Here is a 22,236-nt window from a genome sequence, read left to right on the forward strand (position 1 = left end):
TCAGCACTCCAGCGCAGCAGCGCTTTCGGCCAGGGCGCGCCAGTCCTCACGCTCCGGGATGCCGGGTTTGCGTGCGCCAAACAGCTGCACCACCAGCTCGCCCTGGGCATCGAAGGCTTCCCAGCTGGTGATCACGCCATCGCTGCTCGGTTTGCGCACCCGCCACAGTTCGGTCACGCCAGTGGTCTGCAGGTGCAGGTTGAACTCGGGGTCGAGCACATTGAACCAGCTGTCCATCCAGCGCAGGTTGCGTACCGGACCGGAATGAATCTGGATGCAGTGGCGATTGCCGACAAACACCATGATCGGCACCTCACGCGTGCCAGCCTGTTCCAGTAATTTCGGCAGCTCACGCACGTCCAGCGGCTCAGCCCATTCACTCCCCGCCAGGCGCAGGGCCTGAGTGCGGGTGGTGCCGTGTTTTTTCAATAGGGCGAAGAAATGGTGCGTGTCCTTGAGGGTCGACCAGCCCACGCGCAAGCCATTCACATCCACCTGAGCATCGGCTTGCGGCGGCTGCGCCTGGGGCAGCGGCAACAGCTCCAGCTCGGCGCGCTGCTCAGCCATATGAAAACGCTCCAGCAGAGGCGCCCAGGCGCTTAGCTGGCTGTCTTCGGTGAGAAATACCTTGTGCACCGCAGTGCCTTGGCGGTCGAACACCTGGATGCTGCGCTGAACGCCTTTGGCCGTCTGCTCCTCGATGGCAAACACGCTGGCCCAACCGCCGAGGAACAGGCGCAGGTCGATATCAGCCGACACCACCAAGCCCATCTGCCCGTTGCCGGTCACCGTTACGTCGCGGTAGTAGCCTTTGCGCTCGTGTACACAATGCTCGTTACGGGTCAGCGCCATCACATAACCCAATTCGCCGAGTGCCGGCAGCAACTGCGTCCAGTCTGGCTGCAGGCGCACCGCGTCGACATCGAGACGGCTGGCCACCAACTCAGCCTCGCTGACCGCCAGACGCTCGGCAGCATCACGGGCGCGCAGGCGTGGCTGCTCGCGGCGTAGCACCTGCCAGGCTAGATACAGGTCATTGCTGGGGGCGACAGGCTGGACGTGTGTGCTCATGGAAAACTCCTCATTGATTAATCAACGGCTCGCCGTCAAAGCGAACCGAATAGGGATCTGTACGCGGCTAGGCACGGCCTGGCCGCCGCTGGTTTCAGGGCGAAAACGCCACTGCGCCACGGCCTCAAGCGCGGCGCGATCGAGACTGTCCACCCCCGAAGAGCGCAGTACGTTGAGGCTGCGTTGCCGACCAAGCGCATCCAGGCGCACCTCAACCAGCACCTCACCTTGCTGATTTCGCCGCCGCGCCTGAGCCGGGTAGTTCGGTTGGCGTGGCGGATCACGAAAGCTCGGTTTAGCGCTGAACACTTCAGCGGCCGGTTGCGCGGCAACCGACTTGGTAGGCACGACCTGAGCAGCTGCAACCACCACTGGCGACTGACTGGTTGTCTTGGTTGGCTGCGCTTGCACGGGCTGGCTTTGAGTTGGCTGTGCCACTAGCGCTGGCTTTGCCTTGGCCTCTGGCGCCTGCGTTGCAGGCTTAGGTACCGGTGCCTTTCTAGGAACTACTGCCTGGCGTTGCGGTTGCGGTTGCGGTTGCGGTTGCGGTTGCTCTGGCAGCTTGACCGGCGCCGGCGCGGCCTGTTGCAGCACTGCAGCCAGGCGCAGTACCTGGGGCGCTTCGCGGGTTTGCGCCGCACTCAACGCAGGCGGTTGCGCCTTGCCATGCAGCAGCCAGCCGGCGGCATGCAGCGCCAGCGACAGCAACAAAAACAACGGCAAACGCAACATGCAGAGATCCAGTCAAATCGAATTAAATCTATTTGATAACTATTTGCATTTGCATGTCAATGTCGTTTAGGTTTGCCGCCGATGCCAACCCGGTGGCCACAGAAGCCGCCCGTACGATCCTGGAGTCCCCATGCACAGAAGCCCTCCATTCCCACGCCGCACCTGCTTTGCCTTGCTATTGCTGAGCCCATCACTGGCACTTGGCGCCGAGAAAGCGCCGAACCAGTTCGACACGGTGACCGTCACTGCGACTCGAACCGAGCAAACCCTGGACCAAGTGCCGAGCACGGTGTCGGTACAAACCGAACGCGATATCGATCAGCAGAACGTGAAGAACATTCAGGACCTGGTGCGCTATGAGCCCGGCGTTACCGTGGGCGGCACCGGCAGCCGTTTTGGCCTCGCGGGCTTCACTATTCGCGGCATTGGCGGTAACCGCGTGCTAACCCAAGTGGACGGCGTACCGACCCCGGATGCCTTCACCTTCGGGCCCTTCCTAGACTCACGCCGCAACTACGTCGACCCAGACACGGTAAAGCAGGTGGAAATCATCCGTGGCCCGGCCAGCTCGCTGTATGGCAGCGACGCGATTGGCGGTGCCGTGAGCTTCCTCACCAAAGATGCCGGCGACTATCTGGATGAAGGTGATGACGTCTACGCCCGCCTCAAAACTGGCTACAGCGGCGCCGACGACAGCTGGATGCGCAGCACCACCCTGGCCGCACGCCAGGGCCAGTTCGATGGCCTGGTACACCTCGGCCGGCGCGACGGTCAGGCCCAAGACACCTTTGGCGGCCGAAGCGGGATCGGCGCACCACGTGAAGAAGCCAACCCGCAGGATTACCGCGCCGACAACTTGCTGAGCAAAATCGGCTGGAGCTACAACGATAGCGACCGCCTGCAGCTGACCTACGAGACCCTGGAAGACCGCGCCAACACCCGCGTGCTCAGCGAATACAGCACGAACGCCACCGTGCGCACCGCCGATGCCACGGACACCACCGACCGCCAGCGCGTTAGCCTGCAGCATCAATTCGAGCTCGGCAGCGTGATCGCCGACCGCGTTGACTGGCAGCTGAGCTATCAGGACAGCCAAATCCGTCAACGCACCGAACAAACCCGCTTCAGCGCGGGTCGTCTGCGTGAGCGCAGCCGCGACTCCTCCTACGAGGAAAAACTGTGGGCGCTCAACGCTAAATTCGACAAGCTGTTCGAAACCGGCAACGCCAAGCATCACCTGGTCTACGGCGTCGACATCAAACGTTTGGACAGCAGTGACCTGCGCCGTGGCAACGAGGTTTATGCCAACAATGGTTTGCCGGTACCGGCCATTCCGGGCAATGAAACCTTCCCACTGAGCGACTTCCCCGACCCAACGTCCACCGAGTACGCCTTGTTTGCTCAGAACAGCATCGAGATCGGCCGCTGGACCCTGCTGCCGGGTGTGCGCTATGACCATTACCAGATGAAACCGGACGTCACCCAGGAGTACCTGAACAGCCAACCGGTCAACAACAACCCTTCTGATTACAAAGACGACGCCATTTCGCCCAAGTTCGGCGCGACCTACCAGCTCGATGACGCTCACAGCATTTACGGCCAGTACGCCGCCGGTTTCCGTGCGCCCAACGCGGTGGATATCTTCGGTGAGTTCATCAACTTTGCCCGTGGCTACCAAACCATTGCCAACCCCGACCTCAAGGCGGAAACCAGCGACAGCTATGAGCTCGGCTTGCGCGGCAACTACAGCGCCGGCAGCATTGCCCTGGCGTTGTTCTACAACCGCTACGACGATTTTATCGAGCAGGTCACCCTGGCCAACGACCCAACCGGCAACGGGCGCATGACCTTCCAGTACCAAAACCTGGATCGCGTCACCATCCGCGGCGCCGAAGCCAAAGGTGAGCTGTTCCTCAACAGCGTTGGTCTGCCGAACGGCACCCATCTGCGCGGCTCGATTGCTTATGCACGCGGCAAGGACGAAGCCAGCGGCCAGCCGATCAACAGTGTCGATCCGCTGAAAGCGGTGTTTGGCCTCGGTTATGACGCACCCAGCGGGCAGTTTGGCGGCGAACTGGCCTGGACGTTGGTGGCGGCCAAAGAGCGCGTCGACCAAACCCAGACGGCCAATCAGTACGAACCCTCCGGCTACGGTTTGCTCGACCTGACAGGGTATTGGCAGGCAACTGAGCAACTCTCAGTGAACGCCGGCCTGTATAACCTGGGTGACAAACAATACTGGCAGTGGGGCGATGTACGCAGCATCAGTGAAGACAGCACCAGCCTGGGTCGCTATACCCAGCCGGGCCGCTATGCTGCCGTGAATCTGGTCTGGGAAATCTGACCGCCACACCTGATAAGCGCGCTATTGCGAGCACTCAACCGAGTTCCACTTGGCGCAAGGATGCGCCCTGCTCTTTCACTTCCCCGCCAGGGCGGCATAATGCGCGCCTGTCGTGGAGGTTCCTATGTTGCGTTTATGTGCGCCGGATGAGCTGGCCGAAGGCCAGAGCCGGGGCTTTGAGATAGCTGAAAAGAAGCTGTTTGCCGTGCGCAAGGACGGCCAGCTGTATGCCTATCGCAATCGCTGCCCGCACCGTGGCATCCCGCTGGAATGGCTTCCTGACCAGTTTCTTGATACCAGCGCCAGCCTGATCCAGTGCGCCACCCACGGCGCACTGTTTCTGATCGAATCTGGCGAATGCGTCGCCGGCCCCTGCGCCGGGCAAGCGCTGCAGATACTGGCCATCAGCGAAGATGATCAGGGCATCTGGGTCGATCTAAACGAGGCTTAACAACCTGTTTACGATCTCGCGAGCTAGAGCCCTGCAGCCTGTAAACGCTGCGCATGCTCAACAAACAACTTCACCGGCTCAGCACCTTTGCCAACCAGGCCGAAGGTCTGATTGATGATATCGAAGTGGTCCATCGGGTACTGATCACCAATCACGGTACCCAAGTGCGAGCTGTAACGCCCAACCATGCCATCGCACTGCCCAACCTCACGCTGAAAAGTCTTGGCAAACATGCGGCAGGCAACATTCGGCCCATCGAAACGATTACCCCCCTTATCGGTGATACCCGGCTGAATGGTGCCGGACCAGGAGTAGTAACGCACGCCATTGACCTCGGCCGCGCCCTCACCGCCCCAGACCTCCGGCAAACCCTGTGGGTACTGCACATTGAACGCCGCCACACCGTCGCTGGTCAGCGATTGCTGCGCCGCCGCCACATCCATCGGCAGTGGTTCGCCCTTATAACCGCGCTCCAGCCAGGCCATGCAGCGGGCCACACCGCGCAGCAGACGCGACAACAGACGCTCGCGCCAGCTGCCATGTGGTGCTTTGCGCTTGAGAAAGTCCGCCAGTTCGGAGCCGTGATTAGGGCCGGCCACTGAAGTAACGGAAGCCACCCACTCAGGCTTCAGCGCCGCCGCATAACGCGCCGTCAGGGCGCCCTGGCTATGGCCGATCAAGTGCACCTTTTCGGCGCCGGTTTCTTGCAACACATCAGCAATACGCAGCAGCAATTGCTCGCCGCGCACCTCGGTGGAATGCACCGAAGACACCAGCACTGGAAAGACTTTTGCACCGATGCGGCGCAGCGCCGTGACAATGCCGTACCAATAGGGATAACCGAGCAGGCTGATAAAGCCGAACAAGCCGGGCACCAGGACCAGGGGATAACGGGGTGCAGTAGAAGTCGACATAGCAAACCATCCTTGTGTCTTACCGCGAGAAAGAAAATGCTGAACCACAAAGCATGCCAATGCTGTGCATATACAGACCGTATGACAGGTCGTGTGAGGAGTGGGCAGCGCGAGCCGCCTGTCATATAGTCCCGGCTCCTCTTTGCGCTGCCATGACCATGCACACCATCGAACGGATTTACCCGAAGGACCTCAACCCACAAAACCCGGATGACCAGGCTAGCCTGCACATCCATATGCAGCGTTATGAATTTGCCGCCACGCACCTCAGTGGCGCGCGCATATTGGATATGGCCTGCGGCTGCGGCTATGGCACGGCGCTGCTGGCCGAGCGACACCCAGACAAGCAGGTCATCGGCGTAGACATCGACCCCGAAGCCATTGCCTACGCCCGCCAGCATTACCAGCTGGCCAACCTGCGTTATGAGTGTGCCGATGCCGAGCAGTTCCGCAGCGAACCGGGCTTCGATTGCATCGTCAGCCTGGAAACCATCGAGCACCTGCCGCGCCCGCAACAGCTTCTGGCCAACTATGCGCGCTTACTGGCCGAGGGCGGCAAGGTCATCGCCTCGGTGCCGATCACGCCAACCCTGGACGGCAACCCCCACCACCTGCATGACTTCAGCACCCGCAGCTTTTATGCACTGTTCCGCCAGCACGGGCTGCATGCCCGCCAGCACTTGGAGCAGATTCAGTGGTGGCAGTTCAAAGGTTTATTCTCGAAACAGGCCGATCAACACAAACAGCACCGCAGCGAAGGGGTCGGCAATGCCGTGCTGTTGTACTACCGGCGGCGCCCGCTGTACCTGTTCAGCCGACTGTACTCGATGCTGCGTTACGGCTTTAGCAACCGCTATCTGACCTGCGTGTTCACGCGCTGAGCTTTTCTAGCAGTACCCGCATAGCCTCGTAGGGTGGATGACGCTTCACCCATCCACCAACGGCCATGATGGATGAAAACAGCGTCAGCTACGCGCCCCGATCCACCCTACATAGCTTGGGTAGCGCGATTAAGCGCCAGTCGACATAGCCTCGACCGGACGCCGGCGGTAAATCCAGATCCGCTTAAGCACCGTCGAAAACTGCCGCCACAGGCTGCCATTGTTGTAGACCTGGCCATAACGCTCGGCGATCTCACGCACTTCCACGGCCAGCGCGGCATAACGGCGCGCCGGCAAGTCAGGGAACAGGTGGTGCTCGATCTGATGGCTGAGATTGCCGGTGAGGATATGAAACAGCGGCCCGCCGTTAAGGTTGCTGGAACCGCGTAGCTGCCGCAGGTACCAGTGCCCACGACTCTCGCCCACCACCGACTCCTTGCTGAACACCGCCGCCTTTTCCGTGAAATGGCCGCAGAAGATCACGGTGAAGGTCCACAGATTACGAATCAAATTGGCCACGACATTACCGGCCAGCACCGCCAGGGCATTGACCCCTAACAGCAGCGCCAGCAGCGGGAAGAACAGGTAATCCTTGCCCCACTGCCGGAGGATCTTGGCGTTGAACTGGCGGATCAGCGGGCGTGCCTCGGCCTTGCTCAGCTTGCCTTTGTAGACCTTGTCCAAACGCAGGTGCTGAACGGCTACCGAGTATTGAAACAGCAGAGCCTGCAACGTCACCCACAACGGCTGCCAGCGGTAAAACGGCTTCCAGCGTTGCTCGGGAAATAACCGCACCACGCCGTAACCGACGTCATCATCCATGCCCAACACGTTGGTCCACGTGTGGTGTACATGGTTATGGGTGTGCCGCCAGAAATCGCCAGGCCCGGCGATGTCCCATTCATAGCTGCGCCCGGAGAGCTCGGGGTCATTCATCCAATCGTACTGGCCATGCATCACGTTATGGCCCAGCTCCATGTTCTCCAGAATTTTGCCCAAGCCCAATAGCAAGGTGCCCAGCAGCCAGGTCGGCGGAAACCAGCCGAACATCAATAACACCCGCCCCGCCGCGCAACACAGTCGCACCGCCGTGCGGATGCGGCGAATATAACGCGCATCTACCTCACCTAAATCGGCCAGGGTGCGTTGCCGCAGGGCATCCAGCTCGTTACCGAACGCGTTCATTTCAGCCATGGATAATTCGCGATCAAAGCGCATGGGGATTACCTCGCCAGTTAAAGGTCGATCTCAACATCACTGTGGGGCGCGCTGATGCACAGGCGGATCGGTTGCCCCGGCTCGCTGAACAGCGCGCCAGTGCGCACATCCCGCACCGTGCCGCTGAGCAGGGTGCAGGTGCAGCTGGCGCAGATGCCTTGACGGCAGCCGTGAGCCGGCTTCATGCCGAAATCCTCGGCCTGATCCAACAGGCTGCGCTGGTTGTCGACCCGGTTTTGCTGATGGCTGCGGGCAAAATTCACCATTACCTGGCGCAAACTGACATCGCGGTTCAACGCGGGTGGAGTGAATGCTTCTGCCTGCAAGGCGCCCGGTAGTCCGGCGGTTTGCCACCACTGTTGCACCTGGCTAACAAACCCCGCCGGGCCACAGGTCAGTACGCTGCGTTGGATCAGCTGTGGCACGGCGGCCAGATGCTCGGCCGTAAAACGCCCCATCAGTTCGCCGGCCTCAGCTTCGCTCGCAGTCAGCGACCAGCGCACCTGTAGGTTGCTGTGCTGGGCCTGTAACGCCTGCAACTCATCGACAAACGCTCGCTGGCCCTGCTCGCGAACGTAATGCAGCAGCGTCACCGGAGCGCTGAACCCACGAGCCAGTGCAGCGCGCAGCAACCCCAGCAGCGGCGTGATGCCACTGCCTGCAGCCAACAGCAACACGCCCTGTTGCGCCTCGGGCCAGCTCAATTCGCCATACACTGCGCCCAGCTCCAGCACATCGCCCACTGCCAGATGCTCCAGCAGGTAGGGCGAAACACGCCCGCCCGGCTGATGCTTGATCGCAACCTGCAAACGGCCACCGAGCTGCAACGCAGTCAGGCTGTAACTGCGGCTCAGGCGTACGCCGTCACGTTCGAGATACAGCTGCAGATGCTGACCCGGCTTTGCGCCGCGCCAATTGCCGTTGGCGCGCAGGGTCAATTCGAGCATGTCCTCGGCCACCCATTGACGCTGCATAACCCGGGCAAACACCCGGTTTAGCCGCAACGCCGGGTGCAGCAGCGCCAAAGCGGCATCAACATCACTTTCACGCAACCAACCGCGCGCGACCAGCACACGCAACGGATGCAACAGGTGTGTGAGGCCACGCACCCAAGTAAAAGGAAGAAGGGCCATGGAAAACTCCAGTGAACAATTGTTCACTAGACTGGCAGGGCACTCCAATCCAGTCAACACTCGTACACTCAACTACACCTGCGCGCACGCAACTCGGCATAAGCAGTAGTCATTTGTTAGAGTGCTTGGCTGATTTCGTAATGCAGAGTCACCGACGTTTGAAACCACTACAGCCGCGTGCCGAACAAAAACTGCAAACCCGCCACGCCCTGATGGATGCCGCGCGCAGCCTGATGGACAGTGGTCGCGGCTTTGGCAGCTTGAGCTTGCGTGAAGTCGCACGTAGCGCCGGCATCGTGCCGACCGGCTTCTACCGCCACTTCGACGACATGGACGCGCTAGGTCTGGCGTTGATCGCCGAGGTCGGTGAAACCTTCCGAGAAACCATCCGCCAGGTTCGCCACCACGAGTTCGAAGTGGGCGGCGTGATCGACGCCTCGGTGCGCATCTTCCTCGACGCGGTGGCAGCCAACCGTTCGCAATTCCTGTTTCTCGCCCGCGAGCAGTACGGTGGCTCGCTACTGGTACGCCAGGCAGTGGGCGCACTGCGTGAACGCATTACCGCCGACCTGGTCGCGGACCTGGCACTCATGCCAAAGCTGCAGCACTTCGACGCCCCAGCGCAGAACATCATTGCCGACCTGGTGGTGAAAACCGTATTTGCCACCTTACCCGAGCTGATTGACCCACCCGCCCCAACCCTGCCGATGCACGCCTCGCCTGAAGTCAAAATGATCGAGCAGCTGCGCTTTATCTTTATCGGCGCTAAACATTGGCAAGGCCTCGGCCAACAGACCGACTAAACACCCAGCGCCCCAAAAAAGCGCACAAATATAGCGCATGCACCAAACCACCCCGCTCTGCGCGCCATTTTCTGCCACACCGGACACAACGCGCCCGCTCTGCGTGGCGCAACGGCAGTTTGGCAAGCACCTTGCTCTGTAACCGGTATTGAACTGCCGGAAACTGCCCCATGTTGGTGATTCACCACCGTATTACCGTCCAGCCACACTGGGACGCCGAACTCGAACTGAGCTTCGAAGCCCGCAGCAAAAGCCGCCTGCGCTGCTTCAGCCGCAACGGCGAGGATGTCGGCCTGTTCCTCGAACGCGGCCAACCGGCTCTGCATGACGGCGAATGCCTGCAAGCCGAAGACGGCCGCATCGTCCGCGTGCTCGCCCGCGCCGAGCCACTGCTACACGTGACCTGCGCCAACCCGTTCGAACTGATGCGCGCCGCCTACCACCTGGGCAATCGCCATGTCGCTCTGCAACTGGGCGATGGCTGGCTGCGCCTGCCGGACGACTATGTACTCAAGGCCATGCTCGAACAGCTCGGCGCAACGGTTGAAAGCGTCGAGGCGCCCTACCAACCGGAACAAGGTGCCTATGGCGGCGGTCATCACCATTCCCACGCCGGCGACGCCGAGTTCAGCTACGCGCCACGCTTGCATCAATTCGGGGCACGCAAGTGAATCCAGCTTGGCAACTTTTGAGGCTCGCCAGCCCGCAACTGCCGATTGGCGGCTACAGCTATTCCCAAGGCTTGGAAATGGCTGTCGAGCAAGGCTTGGTCGCTAACGCCGAAAGCGCCCAACGCTGGATCGCCGATCAGTTGCTGCTCAACCTCGCCCGCTTCGAAGCGCCGTTGTTGCTTGCCCATTGCCAAGCTGCCGCGGCTGAGAACTGGCCGCAGCTGCGCAGTCTGGCCGAGCAACAGCGTGCCAGCCGCGAAACCCGCGAACTGCGCTTGGAAAGTCGGCAGATGGGTTACTCGCTACAGCAACTGCTCAGCGGCTTGCCGGAGCTGGATCAGCCGGCGCAGCAGCTGTTTGCCGAGCTGGACGAGCCCGGTCTAGCAGTGGGTTGGGCACTGGCCGCCCGTGCCTGGCAGATCAGCCCCGAGGATGCCCTCGCCGCCTGGTTGTGGGGCTGGCTGGAAAACCAATTGGCGGTGCTGATGAAGACCCTGCCGCTGGGCCAACAGGCCGCACAACGCCTGACCTCACAACTAGTCCCTCTGTTGGATCAGGCCCAGCGCCAGGCCAGCGAACTACAACCGCAACACTGGGGTAGCGCCGCATTCGGCCTGGCCCTGGCGAGCATGGCGCACGAACGCCAATACAGCCGTTTATTCCGTTCTTGAACATAAGGAAGACCCCAGCATGAACAGCCAACCCCTGCGCATCGGTATCGGTGGCCCGGTCGGTTCCGGCAAAACCGCCCTGACCCTGGCTCTGTGCCTGGCCCTGCGCGAGCGCTACAACCTGGCCGTAGTGACCAACGACATCTACACCCAGGAAGACGCACAGTTTCTGGTGCGTAACGAGGCCCTGGCCCCAGAGCGAATCATCGGCGTAGAAACCGGTGGCTGCCCGCACACGGCCATTCGCGAAGACGCCTCGATCAACCTGGAAGCGGTCGACCAGCTCAATCGGCGCTTTCCGGGCCTGGACCTGATCATCGTCGAATCCGGTGGCGACAACCTTTCAGCCACCTTCAGCCCCGAGCTGTCGGACCTGACCATCTACGTGATCGACGTATCAGCCGGCGACAAGCTGCCGCGCAAAGGCGGGCCGGGCATCTGCAAGTCCGACCTGCTGGTGATCAACAAAATCGACCTGGCCCCGCTGGTCGGCGCATCGCTGGAGGTGATGGAGCGCGACACCCTGAAAATGCGTGGCGACAAACCGTTCGTATTCAGCAACCAGAAAATTGGCAAAGGGCTGGATGAAATCATCGCCTTTATCGAACGCCACGGCATGCTCACGGCAGCCTGAGAACCTTATTCAGTCAAGGAGATACCCCCCATGAACCTGCGCAAAACCTTATTCGCTCTTGCCCTGTTCCTCAGCCCCGCCGTGGCCTTCGCCCATGCCGGACACGACCACGCTGGCATCCTGGCGGGTCTGGCGCACCCGCTATTCGGCCTCGATCACTTGCTCGCGATGCTCGCCGTCGGCCTGTGGGCCGCGCAGCAATCCGGCGCGGCGCGCTGGGCGTTGCCGCTGACCTTCGTCGCCAGCATGCTGGTCGGTGGCCTGCTCGGCTTTAACGGCGTGCAGATCCCATTGATGGAAACTGGCATCGCCGCCTCGGTATTGGCCTTCGGTTTACTGGTCGCCGTGGCCATGCGCTTGCCGCTGCTGATTGCGCTCGGCATGACCGCGCTGTTTGCCCTGACCCACGGCGTCGCTCACGGCCTGGAACTGCCAGCGCTGGCCAGCCCATGGGGCTATGCCGCCGGTTTCGTGGTGGCTACCGCTGCCCTACATGCCAGCGGCTACGCCCTGGTGCGCCTGCTGCCCCAGGCTGCTGCACCCGTGGTACGGGTGCTCGGCGCGGCCTCGGCAGTCACCGGCGCCTGGCTGCTGCTGGGCTAATCGCATGCTCGGGTGAATGACGCGCGTCCACCCACAGACTCAGCGCCAGCCATCCCTGACCGCAAAGGTCGCTAGGCTGGCGCATTTCGCCTCTCGCTCAGCCGCCACGGCTTTGTCATAGTCGGTGCGTATTAACACACCTTGCTTGACTGCCCTGGACTCTGACCATGCTGCGCGTCGCCCGCTTTCTATCTGCTCCGCTTTTGTTGCTGGCCATCGCCCTCGGTGTACTGGCCCTGACCAGCAAACCGGCTCAACCGATGGCAGTGCTCAATCGCTTTGCTGCGCAACCACTGGTTATCGCCCACCGTGGCGGCAAAGGCCTGTGGCCGGAGAACAGCCTGTTTGCCTTCCAGCGCGCCAGTGCCCTGGGTGTGGACATGCTGGAAATGGACCTGCACCTGTCGCGTGACGGCGAGCTGGTGGTAATTCACGACCGCACCCTGGAGCGCACCACCAATGGTGAAGGCCCGGTCGCCGCGCTCAGCCTGGAGCAGTTACAAGCGCTGGATGCCGGCTATAACTGGAGCGCCGATGGCGGCCAGAGCTATCCCTATCGCGGCCAGGGCATCCGCATCCCAAGCTTTATCGAGGTGCTCGAACATACCCCTGCAAAGGCCAAGGTAATCGAGATCAAGGTGCCGGATGTCGGTATGGAGGCACTGCTGTGTGATGCACTTACGGCGCACCAGCAACTCGACCGCGTCATCGTCGGTAGTTTTTATGACCGCAGCCTGCAACTGTTTCGCGAACAATGCCCTGGGGTCGCCACCTCAGCAGGCCCCGGCTCAGTGCGCATGCTGGTGGCACTTAACTGGGTGGGGCTGGGCAGCCTGCTGTCACCTTCCTACCAGGCCCTGCAGATTCCCGAAGCGCATAACGGCTTAGCAATCGCCAGCCCGAGCCTGCTCAAGGCCGCCGCGCTACGTGGGCTTAATGTGCAGCTGTGGACCATCAACGAACAGCCGGACATGCGCCGCCTGCTTGATCTAGGCGCCCACGCCCTGATCACCGACTACCCGGACCGCGCCCTGCAAGTGCTGGGACGCTCGACGCAGATCAGCGCTCTGGAAGATTAAGAGCCGTTTACGACCGAGCGGCGGCCGACCCTGCTGGGTTGCAAGTAAGCGCAGGCGCTAGCTTGCAGGGCTGCCGCTCGCGAAACCGTAAAAAACGCCAAACGCCCACCGCTGTACAAAAAACAACCTATCGCGCTCAGGCCACGCCCGCTGTGGCTTGAACGCAAGCGTGCGCAGCTTATCCACAGATCACTCCACAGCAACCTGGGATAAGTTATCCACCGCGCGCCACACTCAAGCAGTAAACCTTTGAAATAGCGTGATTATTACTTGACTCAAGCGGGTGAAAATGACGCCAAGAAACCTCCCAATCAACTGCTCAAAAATTGCTCAACAGGCGTAAAGCCAGGCTTTACATGCCCTTCAGGCAGGCATACAAGAGTTATCAACAGGTCTACCCACAGTAGCCGTGGACAACTTCTGCAGCTACCCCATCGCGCGTCGAATAACCAGGCTAACGTGTTGTTTATACAATAAATAATTAACTGATCAAAAATCACACAACCCGCTTCAAGAGCCAGACGACTAAGCCTACACGCGCCTACACCCACCTTATCCACAACTCACTCCACAGTCTTTGTGCACAACTAGCGCACACTCGCGCAGCGCCTGTGCATAACACCGCAGACAACCCTGACTATGACCCCTATCGAGACAATCAACACGCCTCCATGCAGGTTCAGGCGTAAGGTCGCCTGACCTACAGAGGAAAACCCTATGCCCATCCATCAACTGTTACGTAACCTGCTCGCAACCTACGCCAGTGGCGCCAGCGGAGCCTGTTGCAGCAACAGTGATTAGTGCCGCGATATGACGATGGTTAACGTTGCCTTCACTGCCGGCTTTCGTGCGTTGCAGCAAACCTAGTACGGCCGCCTATGGCCCCTACAGGCTGACTCACGTATAAATCTGCGCAAGGCAACCGGCCGCGCTATGCACCGGCGCGCCCCTATACCCAGCCCAAAGAAAAGGAACCCTCTCCATGGCCGGCGCTAGCCTGTTAACCCTGCTCGATGACATTGCCGCCCTCCTTGACGACGTTTCGTTGATGACCAAAGTCGCCGCCAAGAAAACCGCCGGCGTGCTGGGCGATGACCTGGCACTGAATGCCCAGCAGGTCAGCGGTGTACGCGCCGAACGCGAGTTACCCGTGGTATGGGCGGTGGCTAAAGGGTCGTTCAAAAACAAGCTGATCCTGGTGCCTGCTGCACTGCTGATCAGCGCCTTCGCACCTTGGTTGGTGACCCCGCTGCTGATGGTCGGCGGCGCGTTCCTTTGCTACGAGGGCTTCGAGAAGCTCGCACACACATTCCTCCACAGCAAAGCTGAGGACCAGGCAAAGCGTGCCGAGCGACTGAATGTGGTGGCGGATAGCCAACAGGACATCGTGGCGTTCGAGAAAGATAAGATTAAAGGCGCGATCCGTACCGACTTTATTCTCTCGGCGGAAATCATCGCGATCACCTTGGGCACCGTGGCGCTGGCCAGTTTTAGCGAGCAGGTGCTCGTGCTGTCGATCATCGCTATCGTCATCACGTGTGGGGTTTACGGCCTAGTGGCAGGTATCGTCAAACTGGATGACGCCGGCTTGCACCTCAGCCAACTCAATATTGAAGGGCTAAAGGGTCGCCTGCTACGCAGCTTTGGCCGTGGCATTCTGACCGCCGCACCCTACTTGATGAAAGGCTTGTCGATTGTCGGCACCGCCGCCATGTTTATGGTCGGTGGGGGCATCCTGGTTCATGGCGTACACGCCGTGCAGCAGTGGGTCGATGGCCTGGCGCACAGCGTCGCCGCCAGCAGTGCCCTTCTGACGGCCGTACTGCCAACCCTATTCAACGCGCTGATTGGGATTGCCGCCGGGGCTGTCGTGCTGCTTGTGGTCAGCCTGGCCACGCGACTCTGGAACACGTTGAAGCCCAGCAAGAGCGCTACTTGAGGGGCAACCTGGAAAACTGATCACCCGTCTGCTGAGCGGGTGATCAGGCCGTTACGGCGGAAATGGGCAACACCGTGACCTGCACGTCGGGATCATGCTCACCGCCGCCCAGAATCACCCCGCGCAGTGGCGAAACATCGGCAAAATCGCGGCCCCAGGCCAGGGTGATGTGCTCCAGCCCTGGGCGCAGATTATTGGTCGGATCAAAATCCACCCAGCCCTGCTGCGGGCAGAACAGCGAGATCCAGGCATGCGAGGCATCGGCGCCGATCAAGCGCGGCTGGCCCGGTGGCGGCTGGGTTAGCAGGTAACCGCTGACATAGCGCGCCGCCAAGCCGCGCGAACGCAAGCAGGCCAGCATCAGGTGAGCAAAGTCCTGACACACGCCACGGCGCTCTTCCAGCACTTGCAGCAGGGGAGTCGCCACTTGGGTGGCAGCCGCATCGAAGCTGAACTCGCTGAAAATCTTCTGCATCAGCTCATCCACCGCCGCCAACAGCGGACGGCCGGGGCTAAAGCACTCGGCGGCATAGTCGTTGAATACTTGTTTGAGGTGCACATACGGCGACTCGAAGCGCAAACGCGTCGCTTCCAACACGTCCGGCAACAGGGCTTTGCCGCTGTAACTCAGCGCCGCGCAGGCCTGTTCCCAAGCGGGTGATTGCTGCACATCCAGCGCCGGCCGGGCCAACACTTCAACCTGCAACTGCGCGCTGACCTTGAGCTCGTCGTGGGGGCGCTCGAATACCAGACGGGTCAGCGGGTTGCCGAATACATCCAGCGTGTCCTGGCGCTGGCAGGGTTGCGGGCTGACCAGCAATTGCTGCGCATGGTTACGCTGCCACGCACAAGCCCGTGGCCACAGGTGCACCAGCTGTTGCGCCAGGGAGACCGGGCTGGCGTAGCGGTAATGGGTGTCGTGAATAATCTGGTAGTGGGCGCTGTTCATGACGACTGAGTCCGCTGGCTGGGGTCGACATGCACGAAGAAGCGCAACGCCATGCGATCAGAAATATCCGCACTGCTCAGGCTGATGTTCTCCAGCAAACTCGCCATACCCTCCAGTGCATCCGTCACGCTGGCGCTGCCAAATAGCGGATTTTCCAGGCTGCTCAAGCTCAGCCGCGCCAGCTGTCCTTCCAGCTGTTCCAGGCGGCGTTCGGCGGGCAGTTCATAACGCTCACCCAAGCGCTCCAGCGAGCGCAACAAGACGCGCACCTGGAACAACACCGAGTGGGGATTCTGCTCGTCCTGCAGCAACAGATCGAGTACTGGGATCAGCTGGGCCGAAGCCAGGTAACGGGTGCGGTAGGTGATGCTGCTATTGCCGAGTTCCAGCAGCCATTCCAGCGACGATTGATCATGCGCGGCACTGCTGCGCAGGAAGTTCGCCAGGCTGTCACAGAGAAACTGCAGACGCTCAATGCAGCGGCCAATCATCAAAAAGCGCCAGCCGTCATCACGGGTCATGTCATCCAGGGCAAAACCGGACAGCGCCGCCAGCGACATCAGCACGCGATTGAGAAAGTCCAACAACTCGCCAAAATCGGCCTGTTCGGCATCCAGGTTCTGCGCTTCGCGTTGCAGTTCGAGCAACGCCTGCCAGTTGGCCGGGGACAGTTTGCCGCGCACGCTACCGGCCACCCACTGCAAGCGCTGCAAGTTGGCGCGCAGGCTGTCTGGCCACTCGGCGCCCAGCACCGCTTCAAGCAAGCGCTGATGCAACTCGCCGCTGTCGGCGTCGGGCAGCACGCCCAAGCTCTCAGCCAAGCCCAGAGCCGTTTGCAGTGCTTGCGGGTCATCATCGTCATCCACATAGCGCGCCAGCATGATGCGCAGCAGCCGCGCACCATCCTCGCAACGCTCGCTATAGCGACCAAACCAGTAAAGGTTCTCCACCACCCGCGATGGCAGATAGGGATCGCTGCGCACCAAATCGGCCACACCCAGCGGTCGCAGCCACTGCCAAGGCTCACCGCCGGTACTGCGTTCGCCGAGCACCCAGGTGTCTTTGCTAGCGCCGCCACGCTGCATCGACACCACTTCGGCATCGGCGTCGACGGCCACTCGGGTAAGCCCGCCGGGCATCACCCGGTAACCGTCGGCGCTGGCCACGGCAAACACGCGCATGCCAATGGCGCGCGGGGCCAGGGTGCCCTCTTCCGGTTGCCAAACCGGGGCTTGCGACAGCTGCGCCAGGGCTTGGGCAACATAGGCATAGGGTCGCGCTTTAAGGCGCTCGGCCAACTCGGCACGCTGCGTCTCATCCAGATCACGGCCAAACACCGGGGCGAAACTTTGTGAAGGGAAACTGGCGCGCACCAGCAACTCATCAAGCTTATCCAAGGCCTTATCCAGCACCGGCGGCTCGCCGCACCACCAACTGGCAATAGAAGGCAGTAACAACTCTTCACCCAATAGCTTCTCGGCAATCGCCGGCAGAAAGCCCGGCAAACCGGGGGATTCGAGCACGCCGCTACCCAGCGCATTAGCCACCAGCACATGGCCCTGGCGCACTGCTTCAAGTAGCCCCGGCACGCCAAGCGCCGAGTCGGTGCGCAGCTCCAGCGGGTCACAGAAGTCATCATCCAAACGACGCAGCACGGCATGCACGCGGCGCAGGCCGGCCAGGGTTTTCAGGTAAACCTTGGCCTCGCGCACGGTTAAATCGCTGCCCTCGACCAACGGATAACCCAGTTGACGGGCCAGGTACAGGTGCTCGAAATAGCTTTCGTTGAAGCGCCCGGAAGTCAGCAATACCACCAAAGGTGTTTCACCCTCGGCCGGAGCCTGCCGGGCCAAGGTGTCTTGCAGGGTGCGGAAGAAACCGGCGAGATATTGCACGCGCAGGTCGCGGTACAGATCGGGGAACGCGCGGGAAACAATCTGCCGGTTTTCCAGGGCATAACCGGCCCCGGACGGCGCCTGAGTACGGTCGGCGGTGACCCACCAACGGCCGTCCGGCGCGCGGGCCAGATCCACCGCATACAGATGCAGGTAAGTGCCGCCCGGCGGTTGCACGCCCAGGCATGGCCACAGGTAGTTGTTGTGGCCAAACACCAGCTCGGCCGGCAGCAGGCCATCGGCCAACAACTGCTGTGGGCCGTAGATATCCGCCAGCACCGCATTCAACAGGCCGGCGCGCTGCGCCACGCCTGCGGCAATCTGCTGCCATTCCTCGGCGGGAATCAGGTTGGGCAACAGATCCAGCTCCCAAGGTCGATCGGCCCCATCAGGTTCGGCGTAGACGTTGTAGGTCACGCCGTTTTCCTGAATCTGCCGCGCCAGCAAGGCCTGACGTTGGGCCAGTTGCGCCGGGCTGCTGCGCTGCAAGCGCTCAAACAACCGCCGCCAGTGCGGGCGCACCTGACCTTGAGCATCGAGCAGTTCGTGGTAAGCCCCGGCAGTCAGCGGGTAGTCGGCAAGCAGATCAGGCATGGCAGGCTCAGTTAAAGGTTCTGGTATTGCGCAGATACATCGCCGGGTAGCAGCCGCTCCCGGCGGTTTGCTGCTTTCCCCCATCCAGGGGGCACAGCTGGCGCCTAGAACAAACGCTGACTAGGTCAGGCGCAAATCCAGGGTCATGGGCAGTTCATTATTATTGATCGGCGCCAGCGCCGGACGTTTGCCCGGGCTATGGCCCAGGCGGAAAAAGCGCGCCAGACGCCGGCTTTCGGCCTCGTAGGCATTCACCGGCAGGCTGTCGTAATTACGTCCGCCAGGGTGGGCGACATGGTACTGACAACCGCCGAGGGAACGACTCATCCAGCTATCGACCAGATCGAACACCAGCGGCGCATGCACCTCAATAGTTGGGTGCAGGCAGTTGGCCGGTTGCCAGGCGCGAAAACGCACCCCGCCAACAAACTCGCCGACCTTACCGGTGGGCCGCAGCGGCACCGGCACACCGTTGCAGGTCAGCACATAGCGATCCGCTGGCAGGCCGCTGAGTTTGACCTGCATGCGTTCCAGCGAGGAATCGACATAGCGCACCGTACCGCCACCGCCGTTCTCTTCGCCCAGCACATGCCACGGCTCCAGCGCCTGACGCAGCTCCAGCTCGATACCCTTGACGTTGAAGTCGCCTGATTTGGGAAAGCGGAACTCAAAATGTGGGGCAAACCATTCGCTACGCAGGCGATAGCCGCACGCGTCCAGCTCTTGCAGCACATCGGCGAAGTCCTGCTCGATAAAGTGCGGCAGCAGAAAACGGTCATGCAGCTCCGTGCCCCAACGCACCAAGCGCGCCGGTTTGTAAGGCTCACGCCAGAAGCGCGCAACCAACGCCCGAATCAGCAACTGCTGGGCCAGGCTCATCTGTGCATGGGGCGGCATCTCGAAGGCGCGCAGCTCCAGCAGGCCGAGGCGCCCGGAGGCTGAATCCGGCGAATACAGTTTGTCGATGCAGAACTCAGCGCGGTGAGTATTACCGGTTACATCCACCAGCAGGTTGCGCAGCAGACGGTCGACCAGCCAAGGCTGGCAGTCGCGCCCTGGCTCGGGCATTTGCGCAAAGGCGATTTCCAGCTCATACAGCGCATCGTTGCGCGCTTCATCGATACGCGGCGCCTGGGAGGTGGGGCCGATAAACAGCCCGCTGAACAGGTAGGACAGTGACGGGTGGTTATGCCAGTAACTGATCAGGCTGCGCAGCAGGTCGGGCCGGCGCAGGAATGGCGAGTCCGCCGAGGTCGCACCGCCGAGGACAAAGTGGTTACCGCCGCCGGTGCCGGTGTGGCGGCCGTCGATCATAAATTTCTCGCTACTCAGCCGGCACTCACGCGCCTGCTCATAGAGAAACTCCGTGCGCTCGACCAGTTCACTCCAACTGGCCGCCGGATGGATATTCACCTCGATCACACCCGGATCCGGGGTCACCCGGAAGAACTGCAGGCGCGGGTCCTGCGGCGGCTCGTAGCCCTCCAACAGCACCGGGCATTTCAGCTCGGCGGCCGTGGCCTCAATCGCCGCCACCAGCTCCAGATAATCTTCCAAACGCACCAGCGGCGGCATAAACAGGTACAACCTGCCATCCCGCGCTTCGGCGCATAGTGCGGTACGCACCACGGCGGCGGCCGACTGACCGAGCAGCGGACGCTTGGCCGCACCATTGGAACTGCCCGGCCAAACGCCACGCAGCTGCGGTTTGATCTGAGAGGCCGCTGGCAGCGGGGCGAAGCTCTGAGTCGGATCTTCCGGCGTCACATAGGGATAATCGGCCTCGCTGACCCAAGGCTGCGAATCCAGCGGCAGGCGATAGCCCATGGCCGAATCACCCGGCACCAGCCGGCAATGTTGATCGCGCAGAAACCAGCTGCCGCTCTGCCAGCCCTGCTGCTTAGCATTGCGCGCCAAGGGCAGAATATGCCCGACCACCTTATCCAGCCCTTGCTCGAAAACCTTGCGCAGGCGCTCGCGCTCCAACGCGTCTGCCAGGCGCGAGTCTTCGGCCGTGACGTTGATCGGCAACTTACGTTCGCGCCACAGGTAATAAAAACGGTCCTCATAGGCCGGCACGCAGCACTTGCCATCAACCCCCAAACGCTCGGCCAGCACACCAAGAAAGTCGGCGGCCTGGGCCGCATTAACGCCGTAGTCCTGCTGCTCATCGGCATACAACGCCGGGTTCTGCCAGATCGGCTCGCCGTCACGGCGCCAGTAAGCATTCAGCGACCAGCGCGGCAGCTGCTCGCCGGGGTACCACTTGCCCTGACCGAAATGCACCAGCGCCTCGGGCGCATAGTGGTCACGCAGGCGATGGAACAGATCAGTGGCCAAGCGGCGTTTGTTCGGCCCCAGAGCAGCGGTATTCCACTCGGGATCATCGGGGTAATCCAGGGCGACGAAGGTCGGTTCGCCGCCCATGGTCAGGCGCACATCCTGGGTTTGCAGATCGGTGTCGATCTTCTCACCAAGAGCAACAATCGCCTGCCACTGCTCATCGCTGTAGGGCTTGCTGACCCGCGGCGCTTCCCAAATGCGCTCGACCCACATCTCGTGGCTGAACTCGCATTCGCTTTCATCCACGCCGCCGCTGATTGGCGCCGCCGAAGATGGCTCTGGGCTGCAAGCCAGTGGAATATGGCCCTCGCCGGCGAACAGGCCGCTGGTAGGATCAAGGCCGATCCAGCCGGCCCCCGGCAGATACACTTCGCACCAGGCGTGCAAGTCAGTGAAGTCCACCTCGGTGCCGGACGGGCCGTCGAGGGATTTCACATCCGCCTTGAGCTGGATCAGATAGCCGGACACAAAACGCGCAGCCAGCCCGAGGTGACGGAACAACTGCACCAGCAGCCAGGCCGAGTCGCGGCATGAGCCGGAGCCTTTTTGCAGGGACTCTTCAGGAGTCTGCACACCCGGTTCCAGACGGATCAGGTAACTGATGTCAGTCGACAGACGCTGATTCAACGCCACCAAAAAGTCCACGCTCGGCGTCGGTGTAAGCTCGATACTGGCCAGGTACTTGGCGAACAGCGCCTCCGCCGGCAGCTTCACCAGATAGGGTGCCAGCTCCAGCTGCTCACCCTCGGTGTAGGCGAACGGGATTTTCTCGGCGTAGGGTTCGAGGAAGAAGTCGAAGGGGTTGAACACCGCCATTTCGGCGACCAGATCAACTTCGACCTTGAGTTCACGGGTCTTCTCCGGAAACACCAGGCGCGCCAGGTAATTGCCCTGGGGGTCTTGTTGCCAATTGATAAAGTGCTCAGCCGGCTCGACCTTCAAGGCATAGGACAACACCCGGGTACGACTATGGGGCGCAGGGCGCAGGCGCACGACCTGCGGGCCAAGGTTGACGGCGCGGTCGTAGCGGTAGTGGCTGATATGGTGCAAGGCGATATGGATCGACACAGCGGCCTCCTGCAAACCTGGGCGATAACCCAGTAGCGCAAGACTTATGCCAGTGGCCCAGGCCACAGCCAGCGCGGCCTGCCGCCACCGCTGCATAGCAGCACGCACCACAACAGCGCCTGCCACGCCCCGCCCCTAGCGCCGCGCACGAAAAAAGGTCGCGCTTCGCTCAATTTTGCAGGTCAACTTTGTGGGAGGCGCTTTAGCGGCGTTCAACTCTAACGGTGAATAAATGCCGCGGCT

General features: G+C 61.5%; 18 protein-coding genes. 10 read left to right on the forward strand and 8 right to left on the reverse strand.

What is annotated here, in order from left to right:
• Together D8779_RS14445 and D8779_RS14450 are read right to left on the reverse strand one after the other, a co-directional pair.
• Complete coding sequence (locus D8779_RS14445; protein ID WP_136665198.1) at window positions 1-1,071, reverse strand: hemin-degrading factor; 1,071 nt, start codon at window positions 1,069-1,071, stop codon at window positions 1-3.
• Between the two features lie 21 nt (window positions 1,072-1,092).
• Window positions 1,093-1,803, reverse strand: coding sequence for an energy transducer TonB (locus D8779_RS14450; RefSeq protein WP_136665199.1), 711 nt, complete (start codon window positions 1,801-1,803; stop codon window positions 1,093-1,095).
• 130 nt (window positions 1,804-1,933) lie between these two features.
• Between D8779_RS14450 and D8779_RS14455 the strand changes: the two genes are divergently transcribed.
• Window positions 1,934-4,147 (forward strand): TonB-dependent hemoglobin/transferrin/lactoferrin family receptor, encoded by a 2,214-nt coding sequence (locus D8779_RS14455; RefSeq protein ID WP_136665200.1) that lies wholly within the window; start codon window positions 1,934-1,936, stop codon window positions 4,145-4,147.
• A gap of 124 nt (window positions 4,148-4,271) precedes the next feature.
• Entirely contained in the window at window positions 4,272-4,598 is a 327-nt protein-coding gene (locus D8779_RS14460; protein ID WP_136665201.1) for a Rieske (2Fe-2S) protein, read from the forward strand.
• 23 nt (window positions 4,599-4,621) lie between these two features.
• Here D8779_RS14460 and D8779_RS14465 read toward each other — a convergent pair whose 3' ends face one another.
• Window positions 4,622-5,512, reverse strand: a complete 891-nt coding sequence (locus D8779_RS14465) for an esterase/lipase family protein (RefSeq protein WP_136665202.1) — start codon at window positions 5,510-5,512, stop codon at window positions 4,622-4,624.
• A gap of 152 nt (window positions 5,513-5,664) precedes the next feature.
• Between D8779_RS14465 and D8779_RS14470 the strand changes: the two genes are divergently transcribed.
• Window positions 5,665-6,393 carry a class I SAM-dependent methyltransferase gene (locus tag D8779_RS14470; RefSeq protein ID WP_240789743.1) on the forward strand — a complete coding sequence of 243 codons (729 nt, stop codon included), beginning with the start codon at window positions 5,665-5,667 and terminating at the stop codon, window positions 6,391-6,393.
• Window positions 6,394-6,522: 129 nt separating this feature from the next.
• Here D8779_RS14470 and D8779_RS14475 read toward each other — a convergent pair whose 3' ends face one another.
• Together D8779_RS14475 and D8779_RS14480 are read right to left on the reverse strand one after the other, a co-directional pair.
• Entirely contained in the window at window positions 6,523-7,611 is a 1,089-nt protein-coding gene (locus tag D8779_RS14475; protein ID WP_136665203.1) for a fatty acid desaturase family protein, read from the reverse strand.
• A gap of 17 nt (window positions 7,612-7,628) precedes the next feature.
• Window positions 7,629-8,744: a flavin reductase family protein gene (locus tag D8779_RS14480; RefSeq protein WP_136665204.1), complete on the reverse strand. Its 1,116-nt coding sequence runs from the start codon at window positions 8,742-8,744 to the stop codon at window positions 7,629-7,631.
• A 140-nt stretch (window positions 8,745-8,884) separates the two neighbouring features.
• Between D8779_RS14480 and D8779_RS14485 the strand changes: the two genes are divergently transcribed.
• The 7 genes from D8779_RS14485 to D8779_RS14515 all read left to right on the forward strand — a co-directional run bounded on the left by D8779_RS14485 (window position 8,885) and on the right by D8779_RS14515 (window position 15,144).
• Entirely contained in the window at window positions 8,885-9,547 is a 663-nt protein-coding gene (locus D8779_RS14485; RefSeq protein ID WP_136665205.1) for a TetR family transcriptional regulator, read from the forward strand.
• A gap of 170 nt (window positions 9,548-9,717) precedes the next feature.
• Window positions 9,718-10,218 carry an urease accessory protein UreE gene (gene ureE, locus D8779_RS14490; RefSeq protein WP_136665206.1) on the forward strand — a complete coding sequence of 167 codons (501 nt, stop codon included), beginning with the start codon at window positions 9,718-9,720 and terminating at the stop codon, window positions 10,216-10,218.
• The gene (locus tag D8779_RS14495; protein ID WP_136665207.1) at window positions 10,215-10,889 is read left to right on the forward strand and encodes an urease accessory protein UreF; all 675 of its coding nucleotides are present in this window, start codon (window positions 10,215-10,217) and stop codon (window positions 10,887-10,889) included. Before ureE ends, D8779_RS14495 begins: the two co-directional genes overlap by 4 nt.
• Window positions 10,890-10,908: 19 nt before the next feature.
• Window positions 10,909-11,523, forward strand: a complete 615-nt coding sequence (ureG, locus tag D8779_RS14500; RefSeq protein WP_136665208.1) for an urease accessory protein UreG — start codon at window positions 10,909-10,911, stop codon at window positions 11,521-11,523.
• A gap of 30 nt (window positions 11,524-11,553) precedes the next feature.
• Window positions 11,554-12,126 carry a HupE/UreJ family protein gene (locus tag D8779_RS14505; protein WP_136665209.1) on the forward strand — a complete coding sequence of 191 codons (573 nt, stop codon included), beginning with the start codon at window positions 11,554-11,556 and terminating at the stop codon, window positions 12,124-12,126.
• Window positions 12,127-12,293: 167 nt separating this feature from the next.
• Window positions 12,294-13,205 (forward strand): glycerophosphodiester phosphodiesterase family protein, encoded by a 912-nt coding sequence (locus D8779_RS14510; RefSeq protein WP_136665210.1) that lies wholly within the window; start codon window positions 12,294-12,296, stop codon window positions 13,203-13,205.
• A gap of 982 nt (window positions 13,206-14,187) precedes the next feature.
• Window positions 14,188-15,144 carry a DUF808 domain-containing protein gene (locus D8779_RS14515; RefSeq protein WP_136665211.1) on the forward strand — a complete coding sequence of 319 codons (957 nt, stop codon included), beginning with the start codon at window positions 14,188-14,190 and terminating at the stop codon, window positions 15,142-15,144.
• Window positions 15,145-15,187: 43 nt separating this feature from the next.
• Here D8779_RS14515 and D8779_RS14520 read toward each other — a convergent pair whose 3' ends face one another.
• From D8779_RS14520 to D8779_RS14530, 3 genes are all read right to left on the reverse strand, one after another.
• Window positions 15,188-16,093 (reverse strand): transglutaminase family protein, encoded by a 906-nt coding sequence (locus D8779_RS14520; RefSeq protein ID WP_136665212.1) that lies wholly within the window; start codon window positions 16,091-16,093, stop codon window positions 15,188-15,190.
• A complete protein-coding gene (locus D8779_RS14525) occupies window positions 16,090-18,582 on the reverse strand; it encodes a circularly permuted type 2 ATP-grasp protein (protein WP_136665213.1) in 2,493 nt (830 codons plus the stop codon). Before D8779_RS14525 ends, D8779_RS14520 begins: the two co-directional genes overlap by 4 nt.
• 120 nt (window positions 18,583-18,702) lie before the next feature.
• The gene (locus tag D8779_RS14530) at window positions 18,703-21,993 is read right to left on the reverse strand and encodes a transglutaminase family protein (RefSeq protein ID WP_136665597.1); all 3,291 of its coding nucleotides are present in this window, start codon (window positions 21,991-21,993) and stop codon (window positions 18,703-18,705) included.
• Window positions 21,994-22,236: the final 243 nt, after the last annotated feature.

This window comes from Pseudomonas leptonychotis (genome assembly GCF_004920405.1).
In the GTDB taxonomy this organism is placed as follows: domain Bacteria; phylum Pseudomonadota; class Gammaproteobacteria; order Pseudomonadales; family Pseudomonadaceae; genus Aquipseudomonas; species Aquipseudomonas leptonychotis.

Coding starts and splice junctions, on each gene's coding strand:
- D8779_RS14520 (WP_136665212.1), bottom strand. CDS start 16,093: ATGAACAGCGCCCACTACCAGATTATTCACGACACCCATTACCGCTAC.
- D8779_RS14485 (WP_136665205.1), top strand. CDS start 8,885: ATGCAGAGTCACCGACGTTTGAAACCACTACAGCCGCGTGCCGAACAA.
- D8779_RS14470 (WP_240789743.1), top strand. CDS start 5,665: ATGACCATGCACACCATCGAACGGATTTACCCGAAGGACCTCAACCCA.
- D8779_RS14460 (WP_136665201.1), top strand. CDS start 4,272: ATGTTGCGTTTATGTGCGCCGGATGAGCTGGCCGAAGGCCAGAGCCGG.
- D8779_RS14475 (WP_136665203.1), bottom strand. CDS start 7,611: ATGCGCTTTGATCGCGAATTATCCATGGCTGAAATGAACGCGTTCGGT.
- D8779_RS14515 (WP_136665211.1), top strand. CDS start 14,188: ATGGCCGGCGCTAGCCTGTTAACCCTGCTCGATGACATTGCCGCCCTC.
- D8779_RS14525 (WP_136665213.1), bottom strand. CDS start 18,582: ATGCCTGATCTGCTTGCCGACTACCCGCTGACTGCCGGGGCTTACCAC.
- D8779_RS14465 (WP_136665202.1), bottom strand. CDS start 5,512: ATGTCGACTTCTACTGCACCCCGTTATCCCCTGGTCCTGGTGCCCGGC.
- D8779_RS14445 (WP_136665198.1), bottom strand. CDS start 1,071: ATGAGCACACACGTCCAGCCTGTCGCCCCCAGCAATGACCTGTATCTA.
- D8779_RS14455 (WP_136665200.1), top strand. CDS start 1,934: ATGCACAGAAGCCCTCCATTCCCACGCCGCACCTGCTTTGCCTTGCTA.
- ureG (WP_136665208.1), top strand. CDS start 10,909: ATGAACAGCCAACCCCTGCGCATCGGTATCGGTGGCCCGGTCGGTTCC.
- D8779_RS14480 (WP_136665204.1), bottom strand. CDS start 8,744: ATGGCCCTTCTTCCTTTTACTTGGGTGCGTGGCCTCACACACCTGTTG.
- ureE (WP_136665206.1), top strand. CDS start 9,718: ATGTTGGTGATTCACCACCGTATTACCGTCCAGCCACACTGGGACGCC.
- D8779_RS14505 (WP_136665209.1), top strand. CDS start 11,554: ATGAACCTGCGCAAAACCTTATTCGCTCTTGCCCTGTTCCTCAGCCCC.
- D8779_RS14510 (WP_136665210.1), top strand. CDS start 12,294: ATGCTGCGCGTCGCCCGCTTTCTATCTGCTCCGCTTTTGTTGCTGGCC.
- D8779_RS14450 (WP_136665199.1), bottom strand. CDS start 1,803: ATGTTGCGTTTGCCGTTGTTTTTGTTGCTGTCGCTGGCGCTGCATGCC.